This window comes from Phenylobacterium sp., assembly GCF_030698145.1.
Classification (GTDB): Bacteria; Pseudomonadota; Alphaproteobacteria; order Caulobacterales; family Caulobacteraceae; genus Phenylobacterium.
This window is the reverse complement of sequence record NZ_JAUYNW010000055.1, coordinates 14,066-39,911: the sequence shown is the minus strand read 5'-3', so window position 1 is coordinate 39,911 and position 25,846 is coordinate 14,066. Positions and strand designations below refer to the sequence as shown.

The 25,846-nt window shown below is 69.3% G+C and carries 27 protein-coding genes; 12 read left to right on the top strand and 15 right to left on the bottom strand.

Annotation, left to right across the window (positions count from 1 at the left end; genetic code table 11):
* Window positions 1-240 precede the first annotated feature (240 nt).
* The 4 genes from Q8Q77_RS07540 to Q8Q77_RS07525 all read right to left on the bottom strand — a co-directional run bounded on the left by Q8Q77_RS07540 (window position 241) and on the right by Q8Q77_RS07525 (window position 4,650).
* On the bottom strand, window positions 241-1,590 hold the full coding sequence (locus Q8Q77_RS07540; RefSeq protein WP_305582728.1) for a cell wall metabolism sensor histidine kinase WalK: 1,350 nt from the start codon (window positions 1,588-1,590) through the stop codon (window positions 241-243).
* Window positions 1,587-2,318 carry a response regulator gene (locus tag Q8Q77_RS07535; protein WP_305582726.1) on the bottom strand — a complete coding sequence of 244 codons (732 nt, stop codon included), beginning with the start codon at window positions 2,316-2,318 and terminating at the stop codon, window positions 1,587-1,589. The genes Q8Q77_RS07540 and Q8Q77_RS07535 overlap by 4 nt, the downstream gene beginning before the upstream one ends.
* A 52-nt stretch (window positions 2,319-2,370) precedes the next feature.
* Complete coding sequence (locus Q8Q77_RS07530) at window positions 2,371-3,039, bottom strand: MBL fold metallo-hydrolase (RefSeq protein WP_305582724.1); 669 nt, start codon at window positions 3,037-3,039, stop codon at window positions 2,371-2,373.
* Between the two features lie 63 nt (window positions 3,040-3,102).
* Window positions 3,103-4,650, bottom strand: a complete 1,548-nt coding sequence (locus Q8Q77_RS07525; RefSeq protein WP_305582722.1) for an amino acid permease — start codon at window positions 4,648-4,650, stop codon at window positions 3,103-3,105.
* A 173-nt stretch (window positions 4,651-4,823) separates the two neighbouring features.
* Between Q8Q77_RS07525 and hrpB the strand changes: the two genes are divergently transcribed.
* Entirely contained in the window at window positions 4,824-7,262 is a 2,439-nt protein-coding gene (hrpB, locus tag Q8Q77_RS07520; protein ID WP_305582720.1) for an ATP-dependent helicase HrpB, read from the top strand.
* Here the strand turns inward: hrpB and Q8Q77_RS07515 are convergent.
* From Q8Q77_RS07515 to Q8Q77_RS07505, 3 genes are read right to left on the bottom strand one after another with little or no spacing between them, the layout of a single operon-like run.
* Entirely contained in the window at window positions 7,259-8,047 is a 789-nt protein-coding gene (locus tag Q8Q77_RS07515) for an RNA methyltransferase (protein ID WP_305582718.1), read from the bottom strand. The two genes, hrpB and Q8Q77_RS07515, sit on opposite strands and share 4 nt — an antisense overlap.
* Window positions 8,044-8,937 carry a class I SAM-dependent methyltransferase gene (locus Q8Q77_RS07510; RefSeq protein WP_305582734.1) on the bottom strand — a complete coding sequence of 298 codons (894 nt, stop codon included), beginning with the start codon at window positions 8,935-8,937 and terminating at the stop codon, window positions 8,044-8,046. The genes Q8Q77_RS07515 and Q8Q77_RS07510 overlap by 4 nt, the downstream gene beginning before the upstream one ends.
* A 54-nt stretch (window positions 8,938-8,991) precedes the next feature.
* A complete protein-coding gene (locus Q8Q77_RS07505; RefSeq protein ID WP_305582716.1) occupies window positions 8,992-9,213 on the bottom strand; it encodes a hypothetical protein in 222 nt (73 codons plus the stop codon).
* Window positions 9,214-9,410: 197 nt separating this feature from the next.
* On the opposite strand from Q8Q77_RS07505, the gene Q8Q77_RS07500 reads away from it, so the two are divergent.
* On the top strand, window positions 9,411-10,040 hold the full coding sequence (locus Q8Q77_RS07500; RefSeq protein ID WP_371130425.1) for a TetR/AcrR family transcriptional regulator: 630 nt from the start codon (window positions 9,411-9,413) through the stop codon (window positions 10,038-10,040).
* A gap of 4 nt (window positions 10,041-10,044) precedes the next feature.
* On the opposite strand, the gene Q8Q77_RS07495 is transcribed toward Q8Q77_RS07500, so the two are convergent.
* On the bottom strand, window positions 10,045-12,201 hold the full coding sequence (locus tag Q8Q77_RS07495) for a lytic transglycosylase domain-containing protein (protein WP_305582714.1): 2,157 nt from the start codon (window positions 12,199-12,201) through the stop codon (window positions 10,045-10,047).
* A gap of 106 nt (window positions 12,202-12,307) precedes the next feature.
* On the opposite strand from Q8Q77_RS07495, the gene dapA reads away from it, so the two are divergent.
* From dapA to Q8Q77_RS07475, 4 genes are read left to right on the top strand one after another with little or no spacing between them, the layout of a single operon-like run.
* Window positions 12,308-13,192 carry a 4-hydroxy-tetrahydrodipicolinate synthase gene (dapA, locus tag Q8Q77_RS07490; protein WP_305582712.1) on the top strand — a complete coding sequence of 295 codons (885 nt, stop codon included), beginning with the start codon at window positions 12,308-12,310 and terminating at the stop codon, window positions 13,190-13,192.
* Window positions 13,192-13,647 (top strand): SsrA-binding protein SmpB, encoded by a 456-nt coding sequence (gene smpB / locus Q8Q77_RS07485; protein ID WP_305582710.1) that lies wholly within the window; start codon window positions 13,192-13,194, stop codon window positions 13,645-13,647. The genes dapA and smpB overlap by 1 nt, the downstream gene beginning before the upstream one ends.
* Entirely contained in the window at window positions 13,647-14,387 is a 741-nt protein-coding gene (locus Q8Q77_RS07480; RefSeq protein ID WP_305582708.1) for a GNAT family N-acetyltransferase, read from the top strand. Before smpB ends, Q8Q77_RS07480 begins: the two co-directional genes overlap by 1 nt.
* Before the next feature lie 29 nt (window positions 14,388-14,416).
* Window positions 14,417-15,022: a cation transporter gene (locus Q8Q77_RS07475; protein ID WP_305582706.1), complete on the top strand. Its 606-nt coding sequence runs from the start codon at window positions 14,417-14,419 to the stop codon at window positions 15,020-15,022.
* Window positions 15,023-15,050: 28 nt separating this feature from the next.
* Here Q8Q77_RS07475 and Q8Q77_RS07470 read toward each other — a convergent pair whose 3' ends face one another.
* Together Q8Q77_RS07470 and Q8Q77_RS07465 are read right to left on the bottom strand one after the other, a co-directional pair.
* Window positions 15,051-15,698, bottom strand: coding sequence for a uracil-DNA glycosylase (locus tag Q8Q77_RS07470; RefSeq protein WP_305582704.1), 648 nt, complete (start codon window positions 15,696-15,698; stop codon window positions 15,051-15,053).
* Entirely contained in the window at window positions 15,698-16,306 is a 609-nt protein-coding gene (locus tag Q8Q77_RS07465; RefSeq protein ID WP_305582702.1) for an NYN domain-containing protein, read from the bottom strand. Before Q8Q77_RS07465 ends, Q8Q77_RS07470 begins: the two co-directional genes overlap by 1 nt.
* 33 nt (window positions 16,307-16,339) lie before the next feature.
* Here Q8Q77_RS07465 and folK point away from each other — a divergent pair, with 33 nt between their 5' ends.
* Window positions 16,340-16,861, top strand: a complete 522-nt coding sequence (gene folK / locus Q8Q77_RS07460) for a 2-amino-4-hydroxy-6-hydroxymethyldihydropteridine diphosphokinase (protein WP_305582700.1) — start codon at window positions 16,340-16,342, stop codon at window positions 16,859-16,861.
* Here folK and Q8Q77_RS07455 read toward each other — a convergent pair.
* The 4 genes from Q8Q77_RS07455 to Q8Q77_RS07440 are packed head-to-tail and all read right to left on the bottom strand — an operon-like array spanning window position 16,848 to window position 19,207.
* On the bottom strand, window positions 16,848-17,297 hold the full coding sequence (locus Q8Q77_RS07455) for a DoxX family protein (RefSeq protein WP_305582698.1): 450 nt from the start codon (window positions 17,295-17,297) through the stop codon (window positions 16,848-16,850). The genes folK and Q8Q77_RS07455 overlap by 14 nt on opposite strands.
* Window positions 17,284-18,051, bottom strand: a complete 768-nt coding sequence (locus Q8Q77_RS07450) for a DNA-binding domain-containing protein (RefSeq protein ID WP_305582696.1) — start codon at window positions 18,049-18,051, stop codon at window positions 17,284-17,286. The genes Q8Q77_RS07455 and Q8Q77_RS07450 overlap by 14 nt, the downstream gene beginning before the upstream one ends.
* A complete protein-coding gene (locus Q8Q77_RS07445) occupies window positions 18,048-18,890 on the bottom strand; it encodes a DUF692 domain-containing protein (RefSeq protein WP_305582694.1) in 843 nt (280 codons plus the stop codon). The genes Q8Q77_RS07450 and Q8Q77_RS07445 overlap by 4 nt, the downstream gene beginning before the upstream one ends.
* Window positions 18,891-18,910: 20 nt before the next feature.
* Entirely contained in the window at window positions 18,911-19,207 is a 297-nt protein-coding gene (locus Q8Q77_RS07440; RefSeq protein WP_305582693.1) for a DUF2282 domain-containing protein, read from the bottom strand.
* A gap of 191 nt (window positions 19,208-19,398) precedes the next feature.
* Here Q8Q77_RS07440 and Q8Q77_RS07435 point away from each other — a divergent pair, with 191 nt between their 5' ends.
* From Q8Q77_RS07435 to Q8Q77_RS07420, 4 genes are all read left to right on the top strand, one after another.
* On the top strand, window positions 19,399-19,947 hold the full coding sequence (locus Q8Q77_RS07435) for a sigma-70 family RNA polymerase sigma factor (RefSeq protein ID WP_305582692.1): 549 nt from the start codon (window positions 19,399-19,401) through the stop codon (window positions 19,945-19,947).
* A gap of 2 nt (window positions 19,948-19,949) precedes the next feature.
* On the top strand, window positions 19,950-20,591 hold the full coding sequence (locus tag Q8Q77_RS07430; RefSeq protein ID WP_305582690.1) for a DUF1109 domain-containing protein: 642 nt from the start codon (window positions 19,950-19,952) through the stop codon (window positions 20,589-20,591).
* 87 nt (window positions 20,592-20,678) lie between these two features.
* A complete protein-coding gene (gene rpoZ, locus Q8Q77_RS07425) occupies window positions 20,679-21,038 on the top strand; it encodes a DNA-directed RNA polymerase subunit omega (RefSeq protein ID WP_305582688.1) in 360 nt (119 codons plus the stop codon).
* A gap of 26 nt (window positions 21,039-21,064) precedes the next feature.
* Window positions 21,065-23,296 carry a bifunctional (p)ppGpp synthetase/guanosine-3',5'-bis(diphosphate) 3'-pyrophosphohydrolase gene (locus Q8Q77_RS07420; RefSeq protein WP_305582730.1) on the top strand — a complete coding sequence of 744 codons (2,232 nt, stop codon included), beginning with the start codon at window positions 21,065-21,067 and terminating at the stop codon, window positions 23,294-23,296.
* 276 nt (window positions 23,297-23,572) lie between these two features.
* Here the strand turns inward: Q8Q77_RS07420 and Q8Q77_RS07415 are convergent, their stop codons facing one another.
* Window positions 23,573-23,995, bottom strand: coding sequence for a hypothetical protein (locus tag Q8Q77_RS07415; RefSeq protein ID WP_305582687.1), 423 nt, complete (start codon window positions 23,993-23,995; stop codon window positions 23,573-23,575).
* Window positions 23,996-24,110: 115 nt separating this feature from the next.
* Between Q8Q77_RS07415 and Q8Q77_RS07410 the strand changes: the two genes are divergently transcribed.
* Window positions 24,111-25,841: an amidohydrolase family protein gene (locus tag Q8Q77_RS07410; RefSeq protein ID WP_305582685.1), complete on the top strand. Its 1,731-nt coding sequence runs from the start codon at window positions 24,111-24,113 to the stop codon at window positions 25,839-25,841.
* The last annotated feature ends 5 nt before the right edge of the window (window positions 25,842-25,846 follow it).

Here is a 25,846-nt window from a genome sequence, read left to right as displayed (position 1 = left end):
CGACCGCCCGGCACGAACGGCTCGATCCGCGCCCACTGATCGTCCCGAAGAACCTCGCCTTCCAACACACCCTCCAAAGAGAAGCGTTGAATCAGAACAGCGCCAGTCAGGGAATCCTAAATCGTCACTACCGCCTAGTCTGCTCTACCTGAACCGTGGCCAACCGTCAGGTTCACCGGGGCGTAGGTCTTTCAAGACCAGACCGGCGTTACCCGACAATTGCGGTGAAGCAACAAATGCTTAGAGCGGCAGCTGGACCCGCGCCGTCAGCCCGCCGCCCTCACGGTTGACCAGGGACACGTCGCCGCCGTGGCCACGGGCCACCGAACGCACCACGGCCAGGCCCAGGCCGATGCCGCCGGTCTGGCGGCTGCGCGAGGGTTCGCGGCGATAGAAGGGTTCGAAGACCCGTTCGCGGTCCTCGGCCGGGATACCGGGACCGTCGTCTTCGATCTCGACCACGGCGCTGGCGCCGTCGCGGAACACCCGCGCCCGGGCCCGGCCGCCGTACTTGACCGCGTTGTCGAGCAGGTTCGTGAACATCCGGCGCAGGGCCACCGGATCGCCATGCAACACCACCTTCTCGCCGCGCTCGACCTCGGTGTCGGCCCCGGTCTCGGCCATCTCGTCGCAGACGCTTTCCAGCAGCGACGAGAGCTCCAGCGGCGTCCGCGCTCCGGCGCGGGTGGCGTCGCGCACGAAAGTCAGGGCCGCGGAAATCATCTCCTCCATCTGATCGATGTCGGCGACCATCTTGGCGCGGGTGTCCTCGGGCGCGCTCTCGATGCGGAACCGCAGGCGGGTGAGCGGGGTGCGTAGGTCGTGGGCGATGGCTCCGACCATGGCGGTGCGGTCCTCGACATAGCGGCGCAGGCGTTCCTGCATGTCGTTGAACGCCCGCGCGGCGATGGCCACCTCGGCTGGACCCTTCAGCGACAGCGGCGCGGCGCGGGGATCGCGGCCCAGCCGCTCGGCGGCGTCGGCGAACAGGCCGATGGGCGCCGAGAGGCGTCGCGCGAACACATAGGCCACCGGGACCATGGCCAGGCCTGAGAGCAGGAACCACAGGATGATCCGCTGCTGCCAGGGATCGAGGCCGATACCGCGCTCGGGCCGGACCACCATCCACTTGCCGTCGGGTTGCCGGACCGCCACGTCGAACGGCGCGATCAGGAAATGCTCCTCGCGCTCGCCGCCGTCGCGCGCCATGCGGTCGCGCACGATGCGGAACACCCGGCGGTCCGAGACGGGGAAGCGCGATGTCGAGGCGATCACCACCCGTTCGTCGGGCACGCCCAGGGACACGGCCAGTTGATGGCGGATCAGCGGCGCGATCCGGCCTTCCATCACCTGGGTTGGCGCGGAGTCGACGATCTTGACCGTCAGCGGCGGGCGTTCCGTGAAGGTTGGCGTGGCGCCGCGGAAGGCCGCGACGATCTCGCTGATCCGATAGAAGTCCGGGGCCGGCGGCGGCAGGTTGAACAACATCGTCAGGCTGATGATCTGGGCGGCCACCAGGCTGATGCCGATCAGGGCCAGGAGCTGGCCGAACAGTGAGGCCGTCGGTCGTCCTGACCAGGGGAACCTCACGTGCGCTTCACCTTGGCGGTGAACATGTAGCCCTCGTTGCGGATCGTGCGGATCAGGTCCTGGCCGCCGCCGTCGTCCAGCTTACGCCGCAGCCGGCTGATCTGCACGTCGATGGCCCGGTCGAAGGCGTCGGAGTCGGGGCCGCGCGCGAATTCCAGTAGCTGGTCACGGGTCAGCACCCGCTGTGGCCGCTCCACGAACGTGCGCAGCAGGGAGAACTCGCCCGACGACAGGTTGACCACCACCCCCTGCGGGGAGCGCAGCTCACGCCGGACCAGGTCGAAGCGCCAGCCCGCGAACTCGCAGCCGGCAGTGGCCGCGCCGGCCTGGCCGCGCTGTTCGGCCCGGCGCAGCACTGCGCGCACCCGGGCCAGCAGCTCGCGCGGATTGCAGGGCTTGGACAGGTAGTCGTCGGCGCCGAGCTCCAGACCGACGATGCGGTCGGTGTCCTCGCCCATGGCCGACAGCATGATGATCGGCGGGCCGTCGCCCACCGCCAGGCGGCGGCAGATGGCCAGGCCGTCCTCGCCAGGCAGCATGACGTCCAGCACGATCAAGTCGACGGGGCCGCGTTCCAGCGCCTGGGCCATCTCGCGCGCGTCTCCCGCGGTCTCGACGGCGTAGCCGTGCTTGCCGAGGAAATCGGAGACGACGTCGCGGATGCCTGGGTCGTCATCGACCATCAGGATCCGCGGGGCGGGCGGGGTCTGTTCGTTCGAGGTCTGCATCCGCGCTATCCTTACGTCGTTCCGTAACGTCCGGATTTCACGCTTGAAAGCATCATGCGTCGGCCAGGACCTCGTCGGCCACGAACGGATTGGTGCGCCGTTCGGCGCCGAAGGTCGACATGGGGCCGTGGCCGGGCACGAAGGCGACGTCGTCGCCCAGCGGCCAGAGCCGGCCGGTGATGGAATCGATGAGCTGCTGATGATTGCCGCGCGGGAAGTCCGTGCGGCCGATGGAACCCTGGAACAGCACGTCGCCCACCTGGGCGAAGCGCGCCTCGCGGTGGAAGAACACCACATGGCCCGGGGTGTGGCCGGGACAGTGATAGACCTCGAACTGGGTCTCCCCGAGGGTGACGATGTCGCCGTCGGCCAGCCAGCGGTCAGGGGTGAAGGTCTTGGCCTCGGGCATGCCCCAGCGCGCGCCGGAGGTCCCGATGTCGTCGATCCAGAAGGCGTCGTCCGGATGCGGCCCCTCGATGGGGCAACCGGTGATCTCCTTCAGCGCCTGGGTCCCGCCGGCATGGTCCAGGTGGCCGTGGGTGATCCAGATCTTCTCGAGTGTCAGGTCGTGCGCCTTCAGGGCCTCCAGCAGGCGGGGGACCTCGCCGCCCGGATCGATGATCGCGGCCTTTCGGGTCTTGGCGCACCATACGATGGTGCAGTTCTGCGCCAGGGGCGTTACGGGCGCGATCAGGGCGCGGATGGGCGGTTCGGTGCTCATGGCCCTAGCATCGGGCCTTGAGGCCCATATGAAAAGACCCGGGCGAACCCGGGTCTCTCCTTATCAGGCTCGGCGATCCGTCGGAGACGGTGCGCCGGGCATCGGCGGCACCGGGCCCGGAGGCGCATCGGCCGCCAGTTCCGGCACGTCGATGATCCCACGACCCACATGGCTGCGGCTGCGGCCGTAGAGGAAGTAGACCACCAGGCCGATGGCGGCCCAGCCGACGAACATCAGCTTGGTCTCGGTCGAGAGGCTGAAGAACAGATAGACGCAGCCGAGCGCGGCCAGGGGCGCGACGAGCATCACCGCGGGCGTCCGGAACGGGCGCTTGCGGTCGGGATCGGTCTTGCGCAGCACCATCACCGCGATCGCCACCATGGCGAAGGCGAACAGCGTGCCCGAGTTCGAGATGTCGGCCAGGACGCCCACCGGGAAGAAGGCGGCGAAGGCCGAAACGAACAGGCCGGTGATGATGGTGATCACATAGGGGGTGTGGAAGGTGGGATGCACCTTCGAGAACACCGCCGGGAGCAGGCCGTCTCGGCTCATGACGAAGAAGATCCGGGTCTGGCCGAACATCATCATCAGGATGACCGAGGGCAGGGCGAGGCCGGCGGCCAGGCCCAGCAGATTGCCGATCTGCGGCCAGCCGATCTGGCGCAGGGTCCAGGCCAGGGCTTCCTTGGAGCAGACCACGTGGCTGTCGGCGAGCGAGGCGCAGGCCGCCGTGAGTTCCGGGCTGCCGGGACGCAGGCCCGCGCCGCTGGCGTCCATCACCGGCTGGGCGCCGACGCCGCCGATCACGCCCATGGCGACCAGGATGTAGAAGATGGTGCAGATGCCCAGCGAGCCGATCAGGCCGATCGGCATGTTCCGCTGTGGATTCTTGGTCTCCTCGGCCGCGGTCGAGACCGCGTCGAAGCCGACATAGGCGAAGAAGATCGAGGCCGCCGCCGCCGAGATCCCGGCCATGCCGAGCGGGGCGAAGGGCTCGAAATTCTCCATCTTCATCACCGGCAGGGCCAGGACGCAGAACAGTGACAGGGCGGCGACCTTCACGGCCACCAGGAAGGCGTTGACCGTCGCCGATTCCCGGGTGCCGACCACCAGCAGGGCGGTCACCACCAGGGCGATAAGGGCGGCGGGCAGATTGACGATCCCGCCGTCCATCGGCCCGAGAACCAGGGCGCTGGGGATGTCGATATTGAAGGCGTTCTCCACCAGCCCGACCACATAGCCGGACCAGCCTACGGAGACCGCTCCGGCGGCCACGGCGTATTCCAGGATCAGCGCCCAGCCGACCATCCAGGCCATCATCTCGCCCATGACAGCGTAGCTGTAGGTGTAGGCGGACCCGGAAACCGGGACCATGGAAGACATTTCGGAGTAGCAGAGCGCGGCGACCGCGCAGACGAACCCGGCGATGATGAAGGCCGCGATCATGCCGGGCCCGGCCTTTTGGGCCGCCTCGGCGGTGAGCACGAAAATCCCGGTGCCGATGATGGCCCCGATGCCGAGCATGGTGAGCTGGAATGGACCCAGCGAGCGGTGCAGCGACTTTTTCTCGGCAGTCGCAAGAATCGCGTCGAGCGATTTAACTCGCCACATATTTCCTCCAGGAGTTCCGGCGGCCCCCGCCGCTCGGTCATGATTTGGCGTTACGTGGCCTTTTGTCTGGCTCGCGGTCAAGCGCCAACGCGCAGCGGCCGATTGCGCCAATCTGGGCGCCTGGGGAATGAGCGCCCGCTTGGCGCGGGAAGGCGGCCCGGCTAGACCGCCTCATGCTCCCGGTCGAGGAAATTTTGCCCGCGCTGAGGACGGCGCTCTCCGAGCGGACGTCGGCCGTGCTTGTGGCGCCGCCAGGGGCGGGCAAGACCACGGTCGTTCCCCTGCGCCTGCTGGACGCGGCCTGGCTGGCCGGGCGCAAGATCATCATGCTGGAGCCGCGACGTCTGGCCGCCCGCGCTGCGGCCGAACGCATGGCCCTGACGCTCGGCGAGCGGGTCGGCGACACGGTCGGCTACCGGGTGCGGATGCAGTCGAAGGTCTCGGCCCGGACCCGCATCGAGGTGGTCACCGAGGGGGTGTTCAGCCGGATGATCCTCTCCGACGCAACCCTGGACGGCGTCGGTGCGGTGATCTTCGACGAATTCCACGAGCGCAGCCTGGACGCCGACCTCGGCCTGGCGCTGGCCCGCGACTCGCAGAGCCTGCTGCGCGAGGACCTGCGCATCCTGGTGATGTCGGCGACCCTGGATGGGGCCGCGGTAGGCGCGCTGCTGGACCAGGCCCCGGTGATTGAGAGCCAGGGCCGCGCTCATCCGGTGGTCACCCGCTATCTGGGCCGCGACGATCGGCTGCGCCTGGAGGACCGCGTGGTCCGCGCCGTGGAGCGGGCCCTGGCCGAAGAGACCGGCAGCGTCCTGGTCTTCCTGCCGGGGCAGGGGGAGATCCGCCGCACCGCCGACCTGCTGGCCGAACGCGTCCGGCGGCCCGACGTGCGGATCGCGCCGCTCTACGGCGCCCTGGACGCCGCCGAGCAGGACCGCGCCATCTCCCCGCCGCCCGACGGGGTCCGCAAGGTCGTGCTGGCCACCTCGATCGCCGAGACCAGTCTGACCATCCAGGGCGTGCGGGTGGTGATCGATTCGGGGGTGGCGCGCGTCCCCCGGTTCGACCCATCGAGCGGCCTGACCCGCCTGGCCACCGTCCGCGTCAGCCGCGCCGCCGCCGACCAGCGCCGGGGCCGCGCCGGCCGCACGGAGCCCGGCGTCGCCTATCGGCTGTGGGACGAGGCCGAGACCCGCGCCTTGCCGGCCTATGCCGATCCCGAGATCCTGGACGCCGACCTGTCGGGCCTGGCGCTCGACTTGGCGCGATGGGGCGCCAAGGACGCGGCGAACCTGGCATTCCTCGATCCGCCCCCGGCCGCCGCGTTCGCCGAGGCCCGCGCCCTGCTGCGGCGCTTGGAGGCCTTGACCGACGATGGCGTACTCACCGCTCACGGCGAGGCCCTGGCCGAGTTCCCCCTAGCGCCGCGCCTGGCCCACATGGTGCTGAAGGCGCAACTGAGCGGGCAGGGCGGCCGCGCCGCGCAGATCGCCGCCCTGGTCACCGAACGCGGCCTGGGCGGACGCGACGCCGACCTGCGCCACCGCTTAGAAGGCTTCGAACGCGACCGCACGCCCCGCGCCCGCGACGCCCGCGCCCTGGCCGACCGCTGGGCGGGCCTGGCGGGCCGGGCCGGGCGCGAGGCCCATCTGGACGACGGCCTGCTGTTGGCCTTCGCCTATCCCGAGCGGATAGCCAAGGCGCGCGGCGGCTCGGGCGAGTTCCAGCTCGCCAGCGGCCGCGGCGCCTTCGTGGAGCCCACCGATGCGCTCGCCCGTGAGAAATGGCTAGCGGTGGCCGAACTGGGCGGCGGCGAACGTCGCGACCGCATCCTGTTGGCCGCGCCGCTGGACGAGGCCGACCTCGCCAGGGTCTTCGCCGGCCAGCTCGAGACCGAGACCCGTCTGGAGGAGAGCGGCGGCGGACGCCTGCGCGCCAAGCGGATCGTGCGCCTGGGCCGCCTGGCCCTACGTGAAGAGATCGATGAGCGGCCCGACCCGGCCCTGATCGCTGCCGCCCTGGCCGATCGCGTGCGCGCCGAGGGTCTGGGCGCCCTTCCGTGGAGCGACTCGACCTCCGGCCTGCGCCAGCGCGCGGCCTTCCTGCGGGGCCGAGAGGGCGAGGCCTGGCCTGATTTCTCCGACGCGGCCTTGCTAGACCGGCTTGAAGACTGGCTCTGGCCCCTGCTGTTGGGTGTCCGTTCCCTGGCCGCCCTGAAGCCCGACACCCTCGACGGGGCGGTCCGCGCCCTGATCCCCTGGGACCAGCAGCGCCGCCTCGACGCCGCCGCGCCGACCCGCTGGACGGCCCCCACCGGCAACAGCTTCGCCATCGACTACGCCGCCGAGGGCGGGCCGAGGGTCGATGTGCGGGTGCAGGAAGTGTTCGGGCTGGGCGAGCATCCCAGCATCGGCGGCCAGCCGATCACGCTCTCGCTGCTGTCGCCCGGCCATCGCCCGGTGCAGGTGACCAAGGACCTGCCCGGCTTCTGGAGAGGGTCTTGGAAGGATGTCCGCGCCGACATGCGCGGCCGCTATCCAAAGCACGTCTGGCCCGAGGACCCCGCGACTGCGGCGCCCACGGCCCGGGCCAAGCCGCGCGGGACCTAGGTCGCCGCGTAGATCATGATCCCCGTCGCCACCGACAGGTTCAGGCTGTCGGCGCGTCCACGCATCGGGATCTTGACGTTGACGTCGCACAGCGCGGCCATGTCCGGTGTCAGCCCCTGCTGCTCGTTGCCCATTAGCACCAGGGCCGGCTTGGCGTAGGTCGCCTGGCGATGGTCGACCTCGGCGGTGAGCAGGGTGCCCACCACCGATCCGGGCCAGCCGGCGCGCCAGGCGGCGAAGTCGGCCTCGGTGGCCTTGACGATCGGCACGGCGAAGATCGAGCCCATGGTGGCGCGCACGGCCTCCACCGAGAACGGGTCGCAGCACTCGCCCACCAGGATCACCGCCCCGCAGCCCGCGGCGTCGGCGGTGCGCACGATGGTTCCCAGGTTGCCGGGATCGCGCACCCGGTGCAGACCCACGAAACAGGGGGCGGCCTGTGGCTTCAGGTCGGAAAGCGCCGTGAAGGCCTGGGCGAAGACGCCGACAACCGCCTGGGGATTGTCGCGCCGCGAGACCTTGGCGAGGATGTCCTGGGTGACCTCGATGACCTCGCCGTGCGCGGCCTGGGTGGCCGAGATCGCCTGGCGGAGCAGGGGATGGCCCTGGGCCTCCTGGCCGTACATCAGGATACGGGGCGCATGGCCCAGCTCCACCGCCTCGGTGACGATCTTCAGCCCCTCGGCGACGAACAGGCCGGTCTCGTCCCGCTCCTTGCGCAGATGCAGGGCGCGGACGGCCTTCACCGTCGGATTGGTCAGCGACGTGACCGCGCGGCCGGTCACGCGGCCCACCGGGCGTAGAAGCTCATGCCCACCTGCCGCTCGCCGCCGTCCTGCACCAGGGCGAGTTCCCCCCATTCGATCCTGCCGCCGCGGTCACCGAGCTTGTCGGCCAGCAGGCCGGCCAGGGCCGCACCCGAGATGCGCTCGGCATAGGCGTTGAGCAGCAGGAAGGACGCATTTTCCGAAAGAAGTTCAGCGCATAGGGTCGAAAGTTCAGGCAGGTTCTCGAACAGCCGCCACACCTCGCCGTCGGGTCCGCGGCCGTATTTCGGCGGATCGAGGATGATCCCCTCATAGCGCGAACCCCGGCGCGCCTCGCGCTGCACATAGCGGCGGGCGTCCTCGCAGATCCAGCGGATCGGCCGGTCCTCCAGCCCCGACAGCGTCGCGTTCTCCCGCGCCCAGCCGATGGCCTTCTTCGAGGCGTCCACATGGGTGACGGCCGCGCCGGCGGCGGCGCAGACCAGGCTGGCCACGCCGGTATAGCCGAACAGGTTCAACACCTTGGGCTGACCGCTGATTGCGCGAATCCTCTGGTCCAGCCAGGCCCAATTGGCGGCCTGCTCCGGGAAGAAGGCCAGATGGCGGAAGGCGGTGAAGCGGGCCTGGAACCGGGCCTCGCCCCAGGCCATGGGCCAGCTTTCCTTGGGCTTGCCCTGGAAGCGCCAGCGGCCGGCGTCCTCCTCGTCGCTGGGATCGAAGACCGCGTCGGCCCGGTCCCAGGTCTCGCGGGGCAGCGTCGGCGTCCACAGGGCCTGGGGCTCGGGCCGCACCACCGAATAGGGGCCGTAGCGCTCCAGCTTGCGCCCATCGCCGCTGTCCAGCAGGGCGTAGTCGCTCCAGCCGGTGGTGCGCATGACGCCGGGAGCCTCGGCGACGGCGGGGGCGATCTTGCTCATCGTCCCGCACTAGCCGTTTGGACGCCCGGCCGTCCAGCCTCGCGACTAGTGGCTTTGCAGCGCCGCTTCGGTGCTTTCGATCTCTTCCTTGATCCAGTCATGGCCGTTGAAGGCGAAAACGCCTTCCAGGGCCGCGATGTGGACGCTCAAGCGGTCGCGGATCTCAGGGTCCACATCGGTGCGCCCAGCCATCCACTTGGCGATGAGGTGAAGGCCGAAGGCGCTGTGCAGGGCCAGGCGTTGCAGTTGGTCGTCCGGCAGTTTCATGGTCGCTTCCAATCCTCGGGACATCCCCAAGAGAAAGATGGCTCCCGCTGTCTAGGTTCCGTCAAGCCGCGGCTTTGCAGCGCATCTGAATCTACGCTGTGGCCTTAGTCACGGAAATGCCTCACCTTCCGGCGGCGGACTTGCCATGGCTGTGGTTTTGGTTTCCGCTGAGTTGTTCAGATGTCGGAAGGATTCCAGTGACCACGGCAGTGACCGCGCGACGCTCGGCCCGCAAACCCAAGGGCGACGGCCATCTTCGCCGGGCCGAGATCCTGGAGGCCGCCGAGCGCATCTTCGTCGCCGAGGGCTATGAAGGCGCGACGATCCGCAAGATCGCCGACGAAGTGGGCGTGTCCTCGACCGCCCTTTACATGCACTTCCCCGACAAGGGCTGCATCCTGCTCGAGATCTGCGAGCGCACGATCGGACAGCTCCTGGAGCGCAACAGCGCCATCGCCACCAAGCCGGTGGACGCGGCCACCCGCGTCAAGCTGATGCTCGAGAGCTACATGCGCTGGGGGTTCGAGCATCCCAACGCCTACGAGCTGGTGTTCTCCGGCGCCCGGCAGATCTCGGGCGTCTGGCACGAGGGCACCGCCGACATGGGCGCGCGTTGCTATGACGTCTTCTCCGGCGTGGTCCGCGAGATCGCGGCCGAGGGGCGGCTGCGCACCGGCACCGCCGATTCGGCGGCCCAGGCCCTGTGGGCCTCCTGCCATGGCGTCGTCACCTTGACGATTACCCGGCCGAACTTCGAATGGGCTCCCACCGACGAACTGATCGCGGTCACCCTCGACGGCCTGATGCACGGCCTGGTGGCCGACTAGGCGCCTACTGAGGATTCGGGACCGGCGTGCTCGCCCTGCCGATCGGCAGGGGCGCCGGCGATGTCTGGGTGGGGCCCGCATAGGCCCCGTAACCACCGCGTTTCAGGTCCGCCGACAGGGTGATCGGGGCCGAGCCGCCGTTCAGCTTGGCGCGATAGACCTGCATCCCCTCCATCACCCGCATCACGTAGTTCCGCGTCTCGGAGAACGGAATGCACTCGATGAAGTCGACCGGGTCGGTTCCGCCGCCGCGCGGGTCGCCGCAGAAGGCGATCCACTGGCTGGGCCGGCCGGGGCCGGCGTTGTAGGCGGCGATGGCCATCGGATAGGAGCCGGAGAAGGTTCCCACCATCTGGCCCAGATAGGCCTGGCCTAGCTGCATGTTGTAGTCGGGATCGTCCAGCATGGACGGGGCGTAGGTCAGCCCCACCTTGCGCGCGGTCATCGCCGCGGTGGCCGGCATCAGCTGCATCATGCCGCGCGCGCCCACACCAGAGCGCACCATGGGGTCGAAGCCGCTCTCCTGGCGGGTGATGCCGAGCGTCAGGGCGGTTTCCGGCGCGCCCATCACCTGGGGCGGGGTGCGCACAGGATAGCCCCTGCCGGGCAGGATGAAGCCGCGCTGTGCGGCCGTGCGGACCACCTTCATCGAGGTGTCCTGGTCACCGTAGCCGCGGGCCAGGTCGACCAGCAGGGCCTGTTCCTCGGCGGTGGGTAGCACGTCGTCGAGGGCCAGTACGAAGGCGCGGAAGCGGTCCTTGTCGCCCATCTCGTAGAGCAGGCGCGCCGCGCGCACCGATTCGCGGGCCTCGAACCGGGCGCGGTCGGCCTGGGTGACCGCCGGGTCCTGGCCCAGGGTCAGGCGCCCGCCGCCGACCTTCTCGCCGGCCAGAAGGCCGTAGAAGGTGGTGTTGTGGCGCGCCGCCGCGCCATAGAAGGCGTCGGCCTTGGCGCGGTCGCCCGCCGCCTCGGCCGTCCGGCCGCGCCAGTAGAGCGCCCGGCCCTTGGTGATCGGCGAGGAGCCGATCACTTCCAGGTTGGCGAAATGGATGTCGGCCTGGGCCGGATTGCGCAGCCGGTTGAGCGCCAGCCAGCCGGCGTAGAACTCCGCGTCCGCCGCGTCGCCGCCGGACTTCAGGCCGCTGTTGGCGGCTGCGGCGTAGGCGCCCTGGGTGTCGCCGTTGCGAAGCGCGAACAGCACCAGGCGGTAGCGCTCGTCCCAGATCCGGTCGGCCATCTCGGCGTGGGGGACCTCGACTGGGAAATAGCGGACCTGGGCCAGGGCCAGGGTCTCGAGGTTGCGCTTGCGGTAGTAGGCGGCGCGCTCGAAGGCCAGGCCCGGGTGGTTGAGGAGGTCGGCGGGCAGGGCGGCGGCCAGGTCGTTGGCGTTGACCGACCCGGCGCGGAACGCGATCCGCGTCTCGGCCAGGGCCAGGTGATCGGGCGGCAGCAGGGGCAGCATGTCGCGCGCCGCGGGACCCTGCGAGCCGTAAAGGACGATGTCGGCGCGCCGGATGTGGTCCTGCGGCGTCAGCACGGCGCCGAAGCGGGTGAGCATGGCCTTCTGCGGAGCGGCCTCGAAGATTTTGTCGCGCCAGAAGCCGCGGATCAGGTCGGCGGCTTCCTGGGGCTTGCCGGTCGCCTGATAGGCCGCAGCCAGCGCCATGGCGCCCTCGGCGCTCTGCGGCGCGCCGCCGCCGAACCAGGCGATGATTCGCTGCGGATCTTGACCGGAGGTCTCCAGCAGTTTCTCGGACGCCAGCAGCCTGCGCTGGCCGCGCGGCCAGCCGGCCAGGTCGCGACGCGCCTGGTCCACTTCGAAGAACGACAGCGACTCGGCGGCCGCGTCGACCAGGGCCCAGGTGGCGATCTTGCGGGCGATCGGGTCGCCGATCATGCCGATGGCCGATCGCGCGCCGGTGACGTCGGCGCGCTTGGCCGCGTCCAGGGCGCTGCGCAGGGCGGCGGAATCGGCGTCCGACAAGGGCTGGCGATAGGCGGTCTGCGGCGTCTGCGTCAGTTCGAGCGGGCGGGGCCCTCCATCGGCCCGAGGCGCGGACACAGGCTGCGCCTGCGCGACGCTGGTCACGAGGATCGCGGCGCTGGCGCTCAGGATCAGTTTGCGGGCCTTGGAAGCCAAGTCGGCGAACTCCGGTCTCATGATATGGAACTAGATGTGTTGCGGCGTGGGGGCCCCGCGCCATATTGTCCGGCCAAATCTTGAGGCCGCAATTAACAGGCCTCGCTTTCACGGCTTTTTGCAGACCATGTCACAACCTTTGTTCAAGGGCGTCATGCCAGCCTTGGTGACGCCGTTCCGCGACGGCGCGCTGGATGAGCAGGCTTTCGTAGCCCTCGTCGAACGGCAGATCGCCGGCGGCGTCCACGGCCTGGTGCCCGTCGGCACCACGGGTGAGACAGCGACCCTCAGTCACGACGAGCACCGCCGTGTGGTCGAACTGTGCGTGAAGGTGACCGCCGGCCGCGTCCCGGTGATCGCCGGCGCCGGCTCCAACTCCACCGCCGAGGCCATCGAACTGGTCCGCCACGCCAAGACCGTCGGCGCCGACGCCGCCCTGGTGGTGACGCCCTATTACAATCGCCCCAGCCAGGAGGGCCTCCACGCCCACTACGCGGCGATCAACGAAGCCGTGCAGCTTCCAGTGCTGGTCTACAACGTGCCGGGCCGGACCAGCGTCGACATCGCCGACACCACCCTGGCGCGGCTGGCCAAGCTGCCCAATATCGTGGGGATCAAGGACGCCACCGGCGACATGACCCGGGCCACCATGCAGCGCCTGCTGTGCGGGGAGGACTGGGTGATGCTGTCGGGCGACGATCTGACGGCGCTGGGCTACATGGCCCACGGCGGCCACGGCTGCATCTCGGTGACCTCGAACGTGGCGCCCGACATCTGCGCGACCTTCTACAACGCCGCCATGGCCGACGACTGGAAGACCGCCCTCTACTGGCAGGATCGGCTGTTCCGCCTGCACAAGTCGCTGTTCTCGGACGCCTCGCCGGCGCCGACCAAGTTCGCCCTGGAGCATCTGGGTCTGTGCGAGGCGTTCGCGCGCCTGCCGATCACGCCCGCCTCCGAAGCCTCGCGGGCCGAGGTGCTGGCCGGAATGCGGGAAGCCGGGCTCGTCTGATGGCGGGCAAGCTGATCGCCGAGAACCGCCGCGCGCGGTACGACTATTTCCTCGAGGAGACCTTTGAGGCCGGCCTCGTCCTGACCGGGAGCGAGGTCAAGTCGCTGCGCAACGGGCGGGCCAATATCGCGGAGTCCTACGCCTCGGTCGAGGGCGACGCGGTGATGCTGATCAACGCCGACATCCCGCCCTTCGCCCAGGCCAACCGCTTCAACCACGAGCCGCGCCGTCACCGGAAGCTGTTGCTGCACAGGAAGCAACTCGACAAGCTGATCGGCGCCGTTCAGCGCGAGGGGCGCACCCTCATCCCGACCAAGCTCTATTGGAACGAGAAGGGCCTGGCCAAGCTGGAGATCGCGCTCGCCAAGGGCAAGAAGACCCACGACAAGCGCGAAGCGACGGCCGAGCGCGATTGGCAGCGCGATAAGGCCCGGCTGATGCGGGACAAAGGCTGATGGACGTCGAGGCCATCGAACGCGCGACGCTCGCCGCCGTCGCGCCGCGCAAGGCCGTCGAGATCGAGCGCTGGCTGATAGCCCTTGAGCCCGGCACGATCCGCCGCGCCAAGAGCGCGGTCCCGCTGCGCCACGATCCCGCCTTCTCGCCCGCGATCCTAGACCGCATCGAGGCGGCCTTCGCCGAGCACGGACTGGAGCCGGCCTTCCGCCTGGCCGATCTGCCTGGCCTGGCGCCCGTGCGCGCCGAACTGACGCGGCGGGGCTATGGCTTCGAGCAGCCGACCCTGGTGAAGCTGAGCTCGCCGGCCGCCATGATCGTTTCGGCCCGCGGCGCGCCCGCGCAGGTCGCCGACGCGCCCGACGAGGGCTGGGCGGGCGTGTTCACCGGCGAGGGCTTCGATCCCGCTGACGGCGCCAATCGCGTGGCCGCGCTCACGCGCTCTCCGGACGCCGTCTATGGCGGGGTGCGGGAGGACGGCCGGACGGTGGCGGTGGGCGTGGCGGCTTTCGGCCAGGGCTGGGCCAGCGTGCATGGCATGCGCACCGATCTCACCCGTCGCGGCCAAGGGCTGGCAGGCCGCGTGCTGGCGGGCCTGGCCGGCGCGGCCCAGGCGCGCGGCATCGACCGGGTCTTCCTGCAGGTGGAGGAAGCCAACACCACCGCCCGCTCGCTCTATCGCGCCTTCGGGTTCAAGCCGGCCTGGCGGTACTTCTACTGGAGCCGACCGGGGCGCTGACCGCAGCGCGCCCCGCGCCTGGAGGGGTGATGAACGACGAGGCTTCAAACGGCGCCGACCCGTCGCTTCGTAAGGTCCTGGTGCTCGTGGCGCTCCTGAATTTCGCCTATTTTGGCGTGGAGTTCGCCGTGGCGAGCACCATCGGGTCTGTCTCGTTGTTCGCCGACTCGATCGACTTTCTTGAAGATGCTTCGGTCAACCTGCTGATCCTGGCGGCTCTGGGCTGGACGGCGCGGCGTCGCGCCTCGGTCGGCATGCTGCTCGCCGCGATCCTCCTTGTGCCCGGGATCGCGACGCTGTGGACGGCGTGGGACAAGTTCAACACCCTTGTCGCGCCCGATCCGGTCCCGCTCTCGATCGCGGGCCTCGGTGCGCTGGGGGTGAACCTAGCCTGCGCCGTCATGCTCGCTCGCCATCGCCACCGGGAAGGCAGCCTGACCAAGGCGGCGTTCCTGTCAGCGCGCAATGACGCGCTTGCAAATGTCGCCATCATCTCCGCGGGCTTCGTCACCGCCCTGGTCTGGCGTTCGGCATGGCCGGACCTGATTGTGGGGCTCGGTATCGCGTTGATGAATGCCGACGCCGCGCGCGAGGTCTGGGAGGCCGCGCGGTCCGAACGGCGAGCTTCGTCCTAATTGGCCTCGGTGCGACAACTGTGGACCGTCATTCGTCCACCAGTTCTCGCGCCCGGCGGAAGACGGCCTCGAACATCTCGCCCGTCAGCCGGCCGGTGTTCGTGTTGAGCCGCGAGCAGTGGTAGCTGTTCAGCACCACATAGGGCCCGGCCTGGAACTCGGTCCCATGACCCGGAAGGCCCGCCGAGGCCTTCAGTCCCAGCGCCTTCAGCACATTGCGCCGCGAGACGTCGCCCAGGGTGACGATGACCTTGAGCCGGGGCAGGGCCTCCAGCCGGGCGGTCAGGAACGGACGGCAGGTGTTCTCTTCGCTGGTCTCGGGCTTGTTGCCGGGCGGGGCGCAGCGCACCGCGTTGGTGATCATGCAATCGACCAGTTCCAGCCCGTCAGCAGGATCGGCCTTGTAAACGCCGCGCGCGAAGCCCGTCTTGATCAGGGTCTCGTAGAGCATCCAGCCGGCGCCATCGCCGGTGAACGGCCGGCCGGTGCGGTTGGCCCCGGTGCGGCCGGGCGCCAGGCCTGCCACCAGCAGGCGCGCGTCGGGATCGCCGAAGGACGGCGCGGGGCCGTTCCACCAGTCGGGGTTCTGGGCGCGGTTGGCCTGGCGATAGGCCACCAGCCGCGGACAGAGCGGGCAGTCGCGAGGAGGCTCCGCGCCCCAAAGCGCGACCGACATCAGGCCTCGGCGTCGATATCGGCGTCCGCGTCGCGGTCGGCCGGGGCGGTGCGGCTTTCCTGGATGAAGCGCGGCAGGCGCGACGGCCGGCCGATGATGTCGGCCAGGTCGGCCAGGTCCACGAAGCTGTCGGCCTGGCGGCGCAGGTCGTCGGACGCCATCGGCGGCTGGGACTTCACGGTGGAGACCACGGTCACCCGCGCGCCCTTGCGCTGCACGGCCTCGACCAGGACCCGGTAGTCGCCGTCGCCCGACAACAGCACCAGGAGGTCGGCATGGCCGGCCCTCTCCCGCATGTCGACGGCGATCTCCACGTCCATGTCGCCGCGCCAACGCTTGCGGCCCTGGGCGTCGGTGTATTCACGGGCGGGCTTCGTCACCAGGCGGAAGCCGTTGTAGTCCAGCCAGTCCACCAGCGGGCGGATCGGGGAGTATTCCTGATCCTCGACGAGGGCGGTGTAGTAGTAGGCCCGGATCAGCACGCCGCGCTGGCGGAACTCTTCCAGCAGCTTGCGATAGTCGATATCGAAGCCCAGCCCCTTGGCGGCCGAATACAGGTTCGCGCCGTCGATGAAGAGCGCGAGCCTGTCGGTGGGGTAGAACGTCATGGTTGCGGAAATCCTGGAAATGGGGCGTTGGGCTTGAACCCGGACGAGGCGGTCATCATCGCCCTTGGCGGAAATATCGCCGGCGACTTTGGGTCGTCCGAAGCCCTTCTCGAAGCAGCGCTCGCGCGTTTCGCAGAGGCGGGATTGCCCCTGGTGGCCCGGTCGTCCTGGTGGCGCTCCGCCGCCTGGCCGGACCCGACCGGCCAGGAGTATCGCAACGGCGTCGTGCTTGTCGAGGCTCGACAGCCCCCGGAACACGTAATCCGAACATTGTTCAGCCTCGAGGCGGCGTTCGGGCGCGAACGTGGTGCGCGGAACGCGGCGCGGACGCTCGATCTCGACCTCATCGCCCATGGCCGAACGGTGTCGGACGATCCCGACCTCATCCTGCCGCACCCTCGCGCTCACGAGCGGCTGTTCGTCATGGGTCCCCTGGCCGAGATCGCCCCAGGGTGGCGCCATCCCGTGCTCGGCAAAACGGCCGCCGAGCTCGCCGTCGGCGCGACAGTGGGTCTGGACGCGAGCCCGGTCCAGTCGTCTGTCAGGCGATCTTGAGCGAGCGGTCCAGCGACCAGGCGCCGCCGCCACGGCCGACGAGGAAGATCAGGATCGCGGCCCAGGACAGGTGCGTCGGCCAGGCGTCGGGATAGACGAAGACCTGGATCACCAGGGTCATGCTGAGCAGGGCGAGGGCCGCGAAGCGGGTGAACAGGCCCAGGACCAGCAGAATGGGGAAGGCGTGCTCGGCGTAGGTCGCCAGGTGGGCGGCGATGTCGCTCGGGATCACCGGCACCCTGTATTCCTCGGCGAAGAGCACATAGGTCCCGTCGCGCAGGTTCAGCAGGCCGTCGACCTTGGTGCGTCCGGACTGCCAGAAGACCCCGGCTATGCCGAGGCGGGCGACGAACGACAGGAGGGCTTGCGGCAGCGCGCGTTCGGCGGCCGCGCCCGCCAGGGCGAACGGCGCGCGGGCGGTTTCAAGCAGGGACATGGAGGGGCTCCGGGTCGATGGGGAAGAAGTCGGTGAAGGCGCCGAAGCCGATCAGGCGGCCCAGAAGGCCGCCAAGATCGGCCTTGGGATCGGCGGCCAGGGCGGCGATGGCGCAGTCGAGCAGGGTTGCGCCGTTCCGGCAGGCGTCGAGGAAGGCGAAGGCCGCCGCGTCCAGGACCAGCGCCTCGACGCTTTCCGCCGGGCGCGCCAGCAGCAAGCCCTCAGGGCGATCGTCGAGCAGCAGTTCACCGCCCTCGAAGTCTGTTCGATTGGCCAGCCACAGCGTCGGAATGGTCGTTGCGAACCAGGCGAAGCGGACCGAAGGATGCAGGCGACAATGCGTTCGCTCCATCGCGCCGGCGTCAAGCTGCGCCAGGGCGCCGAGCTCGAGCACGGGGGCGTCCGCCGCCAGGTGAGCCTCCGTCCAGGCCCGATCGAGGCGGGCGACGTCGGGGAGGAACGGAAGCGAACCCGCCGGGGGGAATTCCGCCAGGAAGTCGGCGAAACCCTCGCCATAGAGCGACATCATCGGATTGGTCGGCGCGCGGACCTCGGCGAAGGCGGCCCCGGCGGCGCGCGCCCAGTCCGAACCGGTCAGCGAGGCGACGGCGGGATAGTTGGCCTCGACGGCGTCGATCCAGCCCTTCCAGACCGTATTGCGGTAGACAGCGAAGGCCGGATGCGCGGCCAGGGGATGCTCCGCGCCCCTCAGGCCCGCGGCGAAGGCGTCCTGCCAGACGGCGAGCAGGCTCACGCGGCGACCCGGCGGCCGGAGGTTGTCAGCACCGCATGGGCGCGGTCGCGGTCGGTCATGAGCTCGGCAAAGGCGGGTATGTCTTCGTCGCGCTCGATCAGCGTCGGTCGGGAGCCGATCCGCGCGACCAACCGCTCGTAAAGGTCCCAGACCTGATCGGCGACAGGCGCTGAATGGCTGTCGATCAGCAGGGCGCGGCCCAGGTCCGGATCCTCGGCGTGGCCGGCCAGGTGGATTTCGGCGACGTGTTCGCCCGGAAAGGCGTCGAGATAGGTTTCCGCCGAAAAGCCGAGATTGTTGGCGCTGACGAAGACGTTGTTGACGTCCAGCAGCAAGCTGCAGCCGGTGCGGCGGACCAGCTCGGCCAGGAAATCGATCTCGCCCCAGTCGTGCCCGTCGATGGGCAGGTAGTGGCTGGGGTTCTCCACGGCGATGGGGCGGCCGAGGGCGTCCTGCGCCCGGTGTATGTTGGTCGCGATCCGGGTGAGCGCTTGGCGTGTGCGCGGAAAGGGCAGCAGGTCGGGATGGTAGGCCCCCCGCCAAGCCGACCAGGCCAGGTGCTCGGAGACGAGGGCCGGCTGGAACCGGTCGGCCAGGCTCTTCAGGCGCGCGAGATGGCCCCGATCGGGGTCGGCGTCCGCGGCGAGCGACAGGGCCACGCCATGGAAGGACAGGGGACGGCGGGCGCCGATGCGCTCGAGCCAGGCGAGCCTCGGCCCGCCGTCCGCCATGTAGTTTTCGGGATGGACCTCGAACCACAGCCCGTCCGCCGAAGCGGCCAGCGCTTCATGATAGTGGAAGGGCTTCAGGCCCAGTCCGGCGGTCAGGTCGTGGTTCATGGCGTGCTCCGGCCTTGGGATCAGCGGCCGGGGATCGGGCTCAGCGAGCCCATGCCCCTGGGCGTCTTGATGGCGGTGCAGGCGCCGGCCGCGACGTGGACCCAGGCGTTGCCCTGGTAGTCGCGCTTGGCCGTGCCGGCGCAGGTGGTGCCGGGACCAGCGGCGCAGTCGTTCTTGCCGGCCTTGGCGACGCCGTAGCACTTCTCGGTGGCGGCCTCCGGCTTGGCGGGGGCGGTCTGCGCGGCCGCCGCGCCGGCGACGAGGGCGGAGAGCGCCAGGGCGGAAAGCGCCGAGGCGACGAGGGTCTGGGTCTGCATGGGTGTCCTCACAGTGGTTTTGAGCCCGGGTCGATCCCGGGCTCGGTGAGGAATTCGCCGCCGCTGCCGTGGAGGTTACAGTGGCTCCGAAATATTTCTCGCCGGAGGCGCGGACCGCGAGCGGTTCTCTTTTCGCGGCGAAGCTTGTAACCGAAGGGGTCTCGGCGACGAACTTATGGACGTGACTGCGCGTGCAGGAGATCGAACAGCGCTTACGGCGCCTGATGATCGACGGCCTGTCGGGCGACGGGGCCGCCTATCGCGACCTGCTGCGCGACCTGACCCCCCGCCTGCGCGCCTTTTTTCGGCGCCGGTTGGCCAATTGGCCGGAGGACTGCGAGGATCTGGTGCAAGAGACCCTGCTGGCGGTGCATGCGCGACGCCACACCTACGACGCCGATCAGCCCTTCACCGCCTGGGCCTACGCTGTGGCGCGCTACAAGCTGGTCGACTGGCATCGGCGCCACCGCCGTCGCGAGGCGCTGCACGATCCGGTGGAGGATCGCATCGACGTGTTGTTCGCCGAGGTGGAACACGAAGCCAGCGACGCCCAGCGGGATGTCCGCGTGATGCTGGAGAGCTTGCCGGAGAAGCAGCGCGAGCCCATCCGCATGGTCAAGCTGGAGGGTCTGAGCGTCGTCGAGACCGCAGCCCGCACCGGCCTGTCGGTTTCCGCGGTGAAGATCGGCGTGCACAGGGGCTTGAAGGCCCTGGCGGCGAGGTTCAGTCGTGAAGCCTGACGATGCGCACTGACGACCTCGCCGAGATGCTGGCCCGCAACGCCGGGGCCGAGACAGTCGGTCGCCCTGCGCGGTGGTGGGCTCTCGCCGTCGCCTGCGGCGTGGCGGCTGCGGTGGGGTTGATGCTGGTCACCCTGGGCCTGCAACCGCGCCTGGCCACGATGATCGAGACGCCTGCCTGGTGGGGCAAGGCCGGGTTCGGCCTGGCCATGGCCTTGGCGGGCCTGGCCGCCGCCGCGCGGCTGGCGCGGCCCGGCGCGGCAAGGCCATGGCTGGTCGCCCTGGCGCTGGCGCCCCTCGCACTGCTCTGGATGACCGCGGCGATCCAGTTGCTGGGCGCCCCCGCGGAGCTGCGTGATGAGCTCGTCATGGGTCGGACCTGGCGCGAATGCCCCTGGCGGGTGGCGACGCTGTCGGTCCCGGCCCTGGCTGGGGCGCTCCTGGTCCTGCGGCGAATGGCTCCCACCCGGCTGCGGTTGGCGGGGGCGGCGGCCGGCCTGTTCGCGGGCGGCGTGGGTGCGGCGGTCTATGCCTTCCACTGTCCGGAACTCGCCCCGGCCTTCGTGGCGGTGTGGTATGTGGCGGGGGTGCTGATCCCCGCGGCGCTCGGCGCCCTGATCGGTCCGCGCGTCCTGCGCTGGTGAGGCGGGACGCCGCGGCGGTCATGCGGCGTTGCACAATGAGCGCAAAACCTCTATTTTGCAGGGTTCTACTGCTCCTCTGAGGATTCCATGGCCCGCGTCACCGTCGAAGATTGCGTCGAGAAGGTTCCCAACCGCTTCAGCCTCGTGCTGCTGGCGGCCCATCGCGCCCGCGCCATTTCGGCCGGCGCCCAGCTTCTCGTCGATCGCGACAACGACAAGAACCCGGTTGTCTCCCTGCGCGAGATCGCCGACGACGTGGTCGACGCCGAAGAGCTACGCGAGAACCTGATCGGCACCCTGCAGCGGGTCGACGAGCGCTCGGAAGCCGAGGAAGAGGCTGAAACCCTCGCCCTGCTGGCCGATCCGACCCACATGCAGATGAGCGAGCTGGAACTGGTCCGCGCCCTTCAGAGCGACCGGGACGGCGGCCAGGAGGAGCGGTACTGAGCCTCGAAGGCCCAGAACCCCTCACCCTGAAGGCGGCGACCTCACCGCCCGCCGACCAAAGGGACGCGCCGTCCAGTAAGCGTCCCAAACTCCTGCGTCAGTACGAGCTGATCGAGAAGGTCCGCTCGTACGATCCGACCGCGGACGAGGCGATCCTCAACCGCGCCTATGTCTACGCCATGCGCATGCACGGCTCGCAGAAGCGCGCCTCCGGCGATCCCTATTTCGCCCACCCCATCGAGGTGGCGGGCATTCTGACCGACTATCGGTTGGACACTTCGACCATCGTTACGGCGCTGCTGCACGATGTGATCGAAGACACCCCGGTCACGCCGGACGACATCAAGAACCTGTTCGGCGCCGAGATCACCGAACTGGTCGAGGGCGTCACCAAGCTCACCAAGCTGGAGCTCAACAGCGAGCACACCAAGCAGGCCGAGAACCTGCGCAAGTTCATCCTGGCCATCTCGAAGGACGTGCGCGTCCTGATGGTCAAGCTGGCCGACCGCCTGCACAACATGCGCACGCTTCACTACATCGCCAGCCCGGCCAAGCGTGAGCGCATCGCTCGCGAGACCCTGGACATCTACGCGCCCCTGGCGCGCTCAATCGGCTGTCACCGCATCTGTTCGGAGCTGGAAGAGCTGGCCTTCGAGCACCTGAACCCGGTGGCCCGCGACGCCATCGGCCGGCGGCTGGAGAACCTGCGCGTCGAGCAGGGCGGGGCGGTGGCCGTGGTCTCGGGCGAGATCGCCGCCAAGCTCGAGGCGGGCGGGATCTCGGCCCGGGTCTTCGGGCGCGAGAAGAACCCCTATTCGATCTGGCGAAAGCTACAGCGCAAGTCGATCGGCTTCTCCCAGCTCTCCGACATCTACGCCTTCCGGGTGATCGTCGACTCCGAGAGCGACTGCTACGCGGCGCTCGGCGTCATCCACCGCGCTTGGCCCAGCGTGCCCGAGCGGTTCAAGGACTTCATCTCCACGCCCAAGCGCAACAACTACCGCTCGCTCCACACCACGGTGGTGGGCCCCAAGGGCATGCGCATCGAGATGCAGATCCGCACCGAGGCCATGGACCGGGTGGCCGAGGACGGGGTGGCGGCGCACTGGCGCTACAAGGACAAGTCCTATGGCTTCGACGCCGAGGCCCAGGCCGACGCCGGCGGGCGCGACCCGCTGCTCAACCTACGCCATCTGGTCCAGGTGCTGGAGCATGGCGGCGACGTCGAGGAGCTGGTCGAGCACGCCAAGCTCGAGATGTACCTCGACCAGGCCTTCGTCTTTACCCCCAAGGGCAAGCTGGTCAGTCTTCCCCGAGGCGCCATGTCCCTGGACTTCGCCTACGCCGTCCACACCGACGTGGGCGATACCTGTATCGGGGTGAAGATCAACGGCGAGCTGAAGCCGCTGCGCACTATCCTGCAGAACGGCGACGTGGTGGAGGTGGTGCGTGGCCCCAAGCCCGTGGTGCCGCAGGACTGGCGCTCGCTGACCGTCACCGGCCGGGCCCGTTCGGCGATCCGTCGCCACATCCGCCAGACGGAGAAGGAAGAGTTCACGCGCCTGGGCCGCGCAACGGTCGACCAGACCTTTGAGCGGGCCGGCAAAGCGCGCAAGGACGTCTCCCTGCGCGCGGCTCTGGAGCGCTTCGCCGTCGGCGGCGAGGACGAGCTGTTCGAGAACATCGGCCGCGGACGGCTCTCGCCGACCCAGGTGCTGGACGTGATCTTCCCGGGCCTCAAGGCCTCCGACCGCGAGGCGGCCACCGCCACCACCCGGATCGAGGGGGGCAAGGCCGCGCGGCTCTATGTGCGTGGCGGCGGCCTGACGCCGGGCGTCTCGCTGAATTTCGGCCCTTGCTGCACTCCGGTGCCCGGCGACCGCATCGTCGGCATCCTGGAGCCGGACGGCACGGGCCTGACCATCCACACCATCGACTGCGCGACCCTGGCCGAATACGAGGACCAAGAGGAACTCTGGCGCGACCTGCAATGGACGCCCGAGGCCGAGCGCAACACGGTCACTCTCTCGCGCCTGACCGCCACCATCCACAACGCCCCGGGCGTGCTGGGCCAGGCCTGCACGGTGATCGGCGAGGCCGGCGGGAATATCGTCAACCTGCGCATGCACCGTCGCCAGGCGGACTTCTTCGACGTGGACTTCGATGTCGAGGTCAAGGACGCCAAGCACCTGACCCACATCGCCGCGGCGCTACGCGCCAACCCGTCCATCGAGACGGTGGATAGGGCTAAGGGGTGAGAAGCGCCGGCTCGCGCTGGCGAGCCGGATGCGATCGCTGCGCCGAACGCCCGTAGCGCAAGCGAAGGACAGGATCCAGATACAGCGAAGCCCGGGGGTCGCTCCGAGGTGAATCGGGGAAATCCTCCGGGCTTCTTGTCCGATCTGTTTCCGTTTCATTGGATGCCAGGTCGGGCATGGCTGTCGGCTTTCGCGTTCAACCGAAGTACAAACCGTCGATCCGGCTGCTTGGTTCCAACCAGGCGTGAAAAACAGTCGCGTCGAAAGTGGGGTCCGCTACTGGGCCTGCGGGGTGGTCTGCAGCTTGTCGTGGTCGTCGTTGAAGGTGAGCTTGGTCACCACCCACTTCGCGCCGTTATCGTAGAGCTGGAACTTGAAGAAAACCGGTCCGCCCTCGGTGCGCAGGATGTAGCACCGCTCCCGAAAATGGGGCGAGGCCGGACCCTCGTGCAAGAGTTCCCAGCCCACGATCGGCCCGAAGTATTTGATCACCATGGCTGTCTGGTCGGACATGACCTGCACCGCGCCGGGCTTCCGGTCGATCAGGGTGCCGGCCCAGATTGCCCGGTAGGCTTCGGCCGCATCGCCGGCCTTGAGCTTTCCGAAAAAGAGTTCGACGGGCGCATCGGGGCTCGACGCCGTCGAGACGACGGCAGCCGGCGCGGCGATAGCGGCGGCGAGCAGGACAGCGATAGGCATTGTAGAATCCCCCAAAGTCGGCTCGCCATTCTAGGTTGGCGACGGCGATGCGCACAACCGGCTGGTACGATCGATTGTGGCTGACAGGATAGGGATTCTCGCGCCAGATGATGCGATGAAGTCGATCGTCGCCGTCAGCCTCGCCGTCGTTCTGCTCGCGTCTTGCGTCAGTGCGTCCAAGGCGCCCGTTTACGACCTGCTGATCCGCAACGCCTACGTCTATGACGGTTCCGGCGGCGCGCCGTTCAGGGGCGAGGTGGCGGTGTCCGGCGACCGGATCGCCTATGTCGGGCCCCAGGCGCCCGGCGCGGGCAGGGCCGTGATCGACGCGGGCGGCAAGGCCGTCTCGCCAGGCTTCATCAACATGCTGTCCTGGGCCACCGAGAGCCTGATCGTCGACGGACGGGGGCTGTCGGACCTCAAGCAGGGGGTCACCCTGGAGGTGATGGGCGAGGGGACCTCCATGGGGCCCCTGTCGCCGGAGATGAAGCGGCTGGCGATCCAACGGATGGGCGACATCAAGTTCCCCATCGAATGGACGACCCTGGACGAGTATCTGGCTTCGCTGGAACGGCGCGGCATCTCGCTCAACGTCGCCTCGTTCATCGGCGCGGCAACGGCGCGCGAGCACGTGCTCGGCGAGGGCGATGTTGATCCGACCCCCGAACAGCTCCTGGCCATGCGCAGGCTAGTGGTCGAGGCCATGGAGGATGGGGCGATGGGCGTCGGCTCTTCCCTGATCTACGCGCCCGCGAGCTACGCCGAGACGCCGGAACTGACGGCGCTGGCCACCGAGGCCGGGCGCTGCGGCGGCATCTATATCAGCCACGTGCGCTCCGAAGCCGACCGGCTGCTGGAGGCTGTCGACGAGCTGATCGAGATCTCGCGGCTGTCGGGCGCGCCGGCCGAGATCTACCACCTGAAGGCCGCAGGCCGCGCCAACTGGGGAAAGCTGGACGCCGCCATCGCCCATATCGAGACCGCCCGCGCCAAGGGCCAGCGGATCACGGCCGACATGTACAACTACACCGCCGGCTCCACCGGCCTGGACGCGGCCATGCCCCCCTGGGTCCAGGCCGGCGGCGTGGAGGCCTGGATCGGCCGCATGAAGGACCCGGCGACCCGCGCCAAGGTGCTGGCCGAGATGCGCCACGACAAGCCCGGCTTCGAGAACCTCTACCGCCATGCCGGCGCCGAGGGGACGCTGCTGGTCGGGTTCAAGAACCCCGCGCTGAAGACCCTGACCGGCAAGACCTTGGCTGAGGTCGCCAAGGATCGCGGCGTCTCGCCGGAGGATGCGGCCATCGACCTGGTCATTGAGGACGGCAGCCGCGTCCAGGTGGTCTATTTCCTGATGTCCGAGGCGAACGTGAAGCGCCAGACCGCCCTGCCATGGATGAGCTTCGGCTCCGACGCCGCGGCCCAGGCGCCGGAGGGGGTGTTCATGAAGTCCAGCACCCACCCGCGCGCCTACGGCAATGTCGCGCGCCTGCTGGGCAAGTACGTACGCGACGAGAAGGCGACCAGCCTGCAGAGCGCCATCCACCGGCTTTCGTCCCTCCCGGCCAAGAACCTGGGGCTGAAGGACCGCGGCCTGCTGAAGGCGGGCTATTTCGCCGACGTGGTGGTGTTCGATCCGGTCACGGTCGGCGACCACGGGACCTATGAGGCGCCCAAGCAGTTCGCCACCGGTGTCACCCACGTGGTGGTCAACGGCGCGGTGGCGCTTGCCGACGGCGAACCCACGGCCGCCAGGGCCGGCAAGGTGGTGCGCGGCCGCGCGTGGAAGGGCTGGGCCGACGGCGGCTGCCGCCCCACCGCCAAGGACTGGAGCTGGGCGTGGTGAGTTTC

Coding starts and splice junctions, on each gene's coding strand:
- Q8Q77_RS07465 (WP_305582702.1), bottom strand. CDS start 16,306: ATGACGTTCTACCCCACCGACAGGCTCGCGCTCTTCATCGACGGCGCG.
- Q8Q77_RS07455 (WP_305582698.1), bottom strand. CDS start 17,297: ATGTCCCTGCTTGAAACCGCCCGCGCGCCGTTCGCCCTGGCGGGCGCG.
- dapA (WP_305582712.1), top strand. CDS start 12,308: ATGTCACAACCTTTGTTCAAGGGCGTCATGCCAGCCTTGGTGACGCCG.
- Q8Q77_RS07525 (WP_305582722.1), bottom strand. CDS start 4,650: ATGTGGCGAGTTAAATCGCTCGACGCGATTCTTGCGACTGCCGAGAAA.
- Q8Q77_RS07475 (WP_305582706.1), top strand. CDS start 14,417: ATGAACGACGAGGCTTCAAACGGCGCCGACCCGTCGCTTCGTAAGGTC.
- Q8Q77_RS07505 (WP_305582716.1), bottom strand. CDS start 9,213: ATGAAACTGCCGGACGACCAACTGCAACGCCTGGCCCTGCACAGCGCC.
- Q8Q77_RS07530 (WP_305582724.1), bottom strand. CDS start 3,039: ATGAGCACCGAACCGCCCATCCGCGCCCTGATCGCGCCCGTAACGCCC.
- Q8Q77_RS07440 (WP_305582693.1), bottom strand. CDS start 19,207: ATGCAGACCCAGACCCTCGTCGCCTCGGCGCTTTCCGCCCTGGCGCTC.
- hrpB (WP_305582720.1), top strand. CDS start 4,824: ATGCTCCCGGTCGAGGAAATTTTGCCCGCGCTGAGGACGGCGCTCTCC.
- Q8Q77_RS07495 (WP_305582714.1), bottom strand. CDS start 12,201: ATGAGACCGGAGTTCGCCGACTTGGCTTCCAAGGCCCGCAAACTGATC.
- Q8Q77_RS07480 (WP_305582708.1), top strand. CDS start 13,647: ATGGACGTCGAGGCCATCGAACGCGCGACGCTCGCCGCCGTCGCGCCG.
- Q8Q77_RS07445 (WP_305582694.1), bottom strand. CDS start 18,890: ATGAACCACGACCTGACCGCCGGACTGGGCCTGAAGCCCTTCCACTAT.
- rpoZ (WP_305582688.1), top strand. CDS start 20,679: ATGGCCCGCGTCACCGTCGAAGATTGCGTCGAGAAGGTTCCCAACCGC.
- Q8Q77_RS07535 (WP_305582726.1), bottom strand. CDS start 2,318: ATGCAGACCTCGAACGAACAGACCCCGCCCGCCCCGCGGATCCTGATG.
- smpB (WP_305582710.1), top strand. CDS start 13,192: ATGGCGGGCAAGCTGATCGCCGAGAACCGCCGCGCGCGGTACGACTAT.
- Q8Q77_RS07430 (WP_305582690.1), top strand. CDS start 19,950: ATGCGCACTGACGACCTCGCCGAGATGCTGGCCCGCAACGCCGGGGCC.
- Q8Q77_RS07470 (WP_305582704.1), bottom strand. CDS start 15,698: ATGTCGGTCGCGCTTTGGGGCGCGGAGCCTCCTCGCGACTGCCCGCTC.
- Q8Q77_RS07415 (WP_305582687.1), bottom strand. CDS start 23,995: ATGCCTATCGCTGTCCTGCTCGCCGCCGCTATCGCCGCGCCGGCTGCC.
- Q8Q77_RS07410 (WP_305582685.1), top strand. CDS start 24,111: ATGAAGTCGATCGTCGCCGTCAGCCTCGCCGTCGTTCTGCTCGCGTCT.